This window comes from Kitasatospora sp. NPDC057542 (assembly GCF_042801945.1).
Lineage (GTDB): Bacteria > Actinomycetota > Actinomycetes > Streptomycetales > Streptomycetaceae > Kitasatospora.
The window spans coordinates 1-4,378 of record NZ_JBHVFE010000614.1 but is presented as its reverse complement, the minus strand read 5'-3'; the positions used below and the strand labels follow the sequence as shown (position 1 = coordinate 4,378).

The following is a 4,378-nucleotide window of genomic DNA, read 5'->3' as shown; positions in this document are numbered from 1 at the left end:
GGCCGGGAGCCTTCGAAAGTCGGCCCTTCCGGCGACGAAAGTCGCCGGTAGGGCGACGGACCCGCGCCAGGGGGGGAGAGGCGCGGGTCCGTCCGGTGACCGTCCGGGCCCTGGGGGGTGAGGGCGCTGGGGACGGCCAGTCTGTGGAGTTGTTGCCCGGAGCGGTGGAGGTCAGATCCCCTTCGGGTGCCAGACCGTCTTCGTCTCCAGGAACGAGAGTAGCCGGTTCGTACCGGGCGCATTGGTCCAGTCCTGGGCGAACGGGTCCAGCACCGGACGGACCACCCTCTTCAGGGTATCCGCAGCGGCCGCTTCGAGCGCCTGCGCCGCGCCGGGGCCGTCGGCGGCGATGGCCCCGGTGAGGTCCAGCGCGTTGACGTCCTGGTGCGAGGCCAGGGTCGGGGCGATGTCCGCGGTGTTGCCCGAGATGATGTTGACCACGCCGCCCGGGACGTCCGAGGTGGCCAGCACCTCGCCCAGCGACAGCGCGGGCAGCGGGGCGTCCGCGGCGGCCGCGACCACGACCGTGTTCCCGGTGGCGATCGCCGGGGCGATCACCGAGACCAGGCCGAGCAGCGAGTGCCCGTACCCGGCCTGCGGGGCGACGATCCCGACCACGCCGGTCGGCTCCGGGGTGGAGAGGTTGAAGTACGGCCCGGCGACCGGGTTGGCGCCGCCCGCGATCTGGGCGACCTTGTCGGTCCAGCCCGCGTACCAGACCCAGCGGTCGATCGCGGCGTCCACCAGCGCGGCGGCCTTCTTCGGGCCGATGCCCTCGGAGACGGCCACCTCGGCGGCGAACTGCTCGCGCCGGCCCTGGAGCATCTCGGCGACCCGGTACAGCACCTGGCCGCGGTTGTACGCGGTGGTGCCGGCCCAGCCCTTGACCGCCTTGCGGGCGGCCACGACGGCGTCGCGGGTGTCCTTGCGGGTGCCCAGCGGGGCGTTGGCGAGCCACTCGCCCTTCGAGTCGGTCACTTCGTACACCCGCCCGCTCTCGGAGCGCGGGAACTTCCCGCCGACGTACAGCTTGTAGGTCTTGAGGACGTCAAGACGCGTTGCGACATCAGACATCTCGGGCCTCGACATTCAGGTAGGGCTCCAGACCGTGGCGGCCGCCCTCGCGGCCGTAGCCCGACTCCTTGTAGCCGCCGAACGGCGAGGCCGGGTCGAACTTGTTGAACGTGTTGGCCCAGACCACGCCGGCCCTGAGCCTGTCGGCCATCCAGAGGATGCGGGAGCCCTTCTCCGTCCAGATGCCGGCGGAGAGACCGTACGGGGTGTTGTTGGCCTTCTCGACCGCCTCGGCGGGGGTGCGGAAGGTCAGCACCGACAGGACCGGGCCGAAGATCTCCTCCTGGGCGATCCGGTGGGCCTGGCTCACGCCGGTGAACAGGGTCGGCTTGAACCAGAAGCCGGTGCCCGGGAGTTCGCACGCCGGCGACCAGCGCTCCGCGCCCTCGGCCTCGCCGGCCTCGGTCAGCGCGGTGATCCGGGCCAGCTGCTCGGCCGAGTTGATGGCGCCGATGTCGGTGTTCTTGTCCAGCGGGTCGCCGACCCGCAGGGTGGCCATCCGGCGCTTCAGGGCGTCCAGCAGCTCGTCCTGGATCGACTCCTGGACCAGCAGGCGCGAGCCCGCGCAGCAGACGTGGCCCTGGTTGAAGAAGATGCCGTTGACGATGCCCTCGACCGCCTGGTCGATCGGCGCGTCGTCGAAGACGATGTTCGCGGCCTTGCCGCCCAGCTCCAGCGAGAGCTTCTTCCGGGTGCCGGCCAGCTGCTTGGCGATGGCCCGGCCGACCGGGGTGGAGCCGGTGAAGGCGACCTTGTTGACGTCCGGGTGCGCGGTCAGCGCGGCGCCGGTGCGGCCGTCACCGGTGACGATGTTGACGACGCCCTTCGGCAGACCGGCCTGGCGGCAGATCTCGGCGAAGCGCAGCGCGGTCAGCGGGGTGGTCTCGGCCGGCTTCAGGACGACGGTGTTGCCGGTCGCCAGGGCGGGCGCGATCTTCCACGCCAGCATCAGCAGCGGGAAGTTCCACGGGATGACCTGGCCGGCCACGCCCAGCGGCTTCGGGTTCGGGCCGAAGCCGGCGTAGTCCAGCTTGTCCGCCCAGCCCGCGTAGTAGAAGAAGTGCGCGGCGACCAGCGGCAGGTCGACGTCACGCGTCTCGCGGATCGGCTTGCCGTTGTCGATCGACTCCAGCACGGCCAGCTCGCGGCTGCGCTCCTGGATGATCCGGGCGATTCGGAACAGGTACTTGGCGCGCTCGCTGCCGGGCAGCGCCGACCAGTCGGCGAAGGCCTTGCGGGCGGCGGCGACCGCGCGGTCCACGTCCTCCTCGGTGCCCCGGGCGAACTCGGCGAGCACCTGCTCGGTGGCCGGGTTGACCGTCTTCAGGGCCTCGTTGCCGGAGGAGTCGACGAACTCGCCGCCGATGAAGTGGCCGTAGGAGGTGGCGATGTCGCCCGCGGCGGCCGGGGACTCCGGGGCCGGGGCGTAGGCGAAGAGGCCGCCGGCGGGCTTGGCCACGGGCTCCTCGGTGTTCTTCTTCTTGGCCATGGTGATCAGTCCACCGTCACGTAGTCGGGGCCGGAGTAGCGGCCGGTGGCCAGCTTCTGGCGCTGCATCAGCAGGTCGTTGAGCAGGCTGGAGGCGCCGAAGCGGAACCAGTGCGGGGTCAGCCAGTCGTCGCCGAGGGTCTCGTTGACCATCACCAGGTACTTCATGGCGTCCTTGGTGGTGCGGATGCCGCCGGCGGGCTTGACGCCGACCTGGACGCCGGTCGCCGCGCGGAAGTCGCGGACCGCTTCCAGCATCAGCAGGGTGACCGGCGGGGTCGCGTTGACGGCGACCTTGCCGGTGGAGGTCTTGATGAAGTCGGCGCCGGCCAGCATCGCCAGCCAGGAGACCCGGCGGACGTTGTCGTAGGTCTGGAGCTCGCCGGTCTCGAAGATCACCTTGAGGTGGGCGGCGCTGCCGTCGGGGCGCTTGCACGCCTCCTTGACCGCGACGATCTCGTCGAAGACGTCGAGGTAGCGGCCGGAGAGGAAGGCACCGCGGTCGATCACCATGTCGATCTCGTCGGCGCCCGCGGCCACCGCGTCGGCGGTGTCGGCGAGCTTGACCGGGAGGGCGGCGCGGCCGGCCGGGAAGGCGGTGGCCACCGAGGCGACCTGGATGTCGGTGCCCTTCAGGGCGGCCTTCGCGGTGGCGACCATGTCCGGATAGACGCAGATGGCGGCGACGCGGGGGGTGGTCGGGTCGGTCGGGTCGGGGGTCCTGCCCTTGGCGCACAGCGCGCGCACCTTGCCGACCGTGTCCGCGCCCTCCAGCGTGGTCAGGTCGATCATCGAGATCGCCAGGTCGATGGCGTACGCCTTCGCCGTGGTCTTGATCGAGCGGGTACCGAGAGCGGCGGCACGCGCCTCCAGGCCGACCTGGTCGACGCCGGGCAGGCCGTGCAGGAAACGGCGGAGCGAGGCCTCGGACGCCGCAACGTCCTGAAGGCCGCTGCCCGCAACGCCGAGGGCATTGGCTGCAACAGTGGACATAGTCACCAGAGCAGCATATCTACGCGCGTAGTGGGCCGCCAGGGCGCCCACCATTCGTGGCCGGACCGAGACCTCAGGGCGAGGGGCATGGGGCAGAATCGATGCCATGACCGATTCCGACGGCAAGCCCCACCAGGGCCCAGCCGCCCCCGACGGGGATCCCGAGTACGCGGACCGCGTGTACCGCTCTGTCCCCGGTGTGATCTCCGGAGTGCTGCTGCTGGTCGTCGCGGCCTGGCTGATCGGCGACGCGGTGGTGAGCGGGACCGGGAAGACCCCGTACGTCGCGCTCGCGGCGGTGCCGGTGTTCGCCTTCCCGGTGATCGCGTACACGCTGCGCCCGGCCGTGACGGCCGGCCGCGACCGGCTGGTGGTGCGCAACCCGTGGCGGACCATCGTCGCGCCGTGGGCCTCGGTGGACGCGCTGCGCGCCGGGTACTCGGTCGAACTGCTCGCGGACGGTAGGAAGTACCAGGTCTGGGCGGTGCCGGTGTCGCTGCGGCAGCGCAAGCGGGCCACCCGGGCGCAGGGGACCGGCGCCGCCGGGCACGCCTCCCGGATCGGTCTGGGAATGGGGCAGACCAAGCGCACCAACCCGGTCGTAGAAGGCTCGCCCGATCCCACCCGCGCCTGGTCCGACCAGGTCACCGCCGTCCTCCAGGAGATGGCCGAACGCAACGCGGGCCGCCCCACCGCCGCCGGCCCGGTCGAGGCCCGCTGGTGCTGGTGGGTCATCGCCCCCACCCTGGCCGGCCTGATCGCGCTGATCACCGTCATCGCGGTCTGAGTGCGAGCGAAGGGCCCGCCGGTCGGTGACCGGCGG

Annotated in this window: 4 protein-coding genes; 1 reads left to right on the top strand and 3 read right to left on the bottom strand. The window is 71.7% G+C overall.

Translation table 11 applies throughout. From position 1 onward, the window contains the following. Positions 1-171 precede the first annotated feature (171 nt). From ACFU7Y_RS40805 to deoC, 3 genes are read right to left on the bottom strand one after another with little or no spacing between them, the layout of a single operon-like run. Positions 172-1,074, bottom strand: coding sequence for an aldehyde dehydrogenase family protein (locus tag ACFU7Y_RS40805; RefSeq protein ID WP_224281480.1), 903 nt, complete (start codon positions 1,072-1,074; stop codon positions 172-174). Then, positions 1,067-2,563 carry an aldehyde dehydrogenase family protein gene (locus tag ACFU7Y_RS40800; protein ID WP_224281481.1) on the bottom strand — a complete coding sequence of 499 codons (1,497 nt, stop codon included), beginning with the start codon at positions 2,561-2,563 and terminating at the stop codon, positions 1,067-1,069. The genes ACFU7Y_RS40805 and ACFU7Y_RS40800 overlap by 8 nt, the downstream gene beginning before the upstream one ends. 5 nt (positions 2,564-2,568) lie before the next feature. Continuing rightward, a complete protein-coding gene (gene deoC / locus ACFU7Y_RS40795; protein ID WP_224281482.1) occupies positions 2,569-3,555 on the bottom strand; it encodes a deoxyribose-phosphate aldolase in 987 nt (328 codons plus the stop codon). Positions 3,556-3,661: 106 nt separating this feature from the next. Here deoC and ACFU7Y_RS40790 point away from each other — a divergent pair, with 106 nt between their 5' ends. Continuing rightward, on the top strand, positions 3,662-4,342 hold the full coding sequence (locus ACFU7Y_RS40790; protein WP_380771448.1) for a PH domain-containing protein: 681 nt from the start codon (positions 3,662-3,664) through the stop codon (positions 4,340-4,342). The last annotated feature ends 36 nt before the right edge of the window (positions 4,343-4,378 follow it).